Genomic DNA, 268 nt, shown 5'->3' with positions numbered 1-268 from the left:
ACTCCCTGTCACAGGGAGGTGTCATATGAAACTAACAACAATCAGTACGTGTGCGTTATGCGGCATTCTCCCGCTGACGGTATTACCCGTATTACCTGACATGCTGTGTGTCAGCTTGGTATTTGGTCTGGCGTGTCTGCTTTGTCTCATTCCTCATCGATATATGCATTACGCTGGATTAGTCCTGCTGTTTTTCCTGTGGGGAATACTGGCTGCGAAAGAGGTTATCTGGGCCGGTAATACGCTGCCTGCGAAAACCCAGCAAGCC

General features: G+C 49.6%; 1 pseudogene. It reads left to right on the top strand.

The features are described from left to right. Positions 1 to 25 precede the first annotated feature (25 nt). Positions 26 to 268, top strand: a pseudogene (locus tag FDX22_RS15435) (ComEC family protein); the annotation flags it as partial.

Origin of the sequence: Citrobacter sp. TBCS-14, assembly GCF_005280805.1 — a bacterium.
GTDB lineage: Bacteria > Pseudomonadota > Gammaproteobacteria > Enterobacterales > Enterobacteriaceae > Citrobacter > Citrobacter gillenii.
This window is presented reverse-complemented; position numbering and strand designations above follow the sequence as displayed.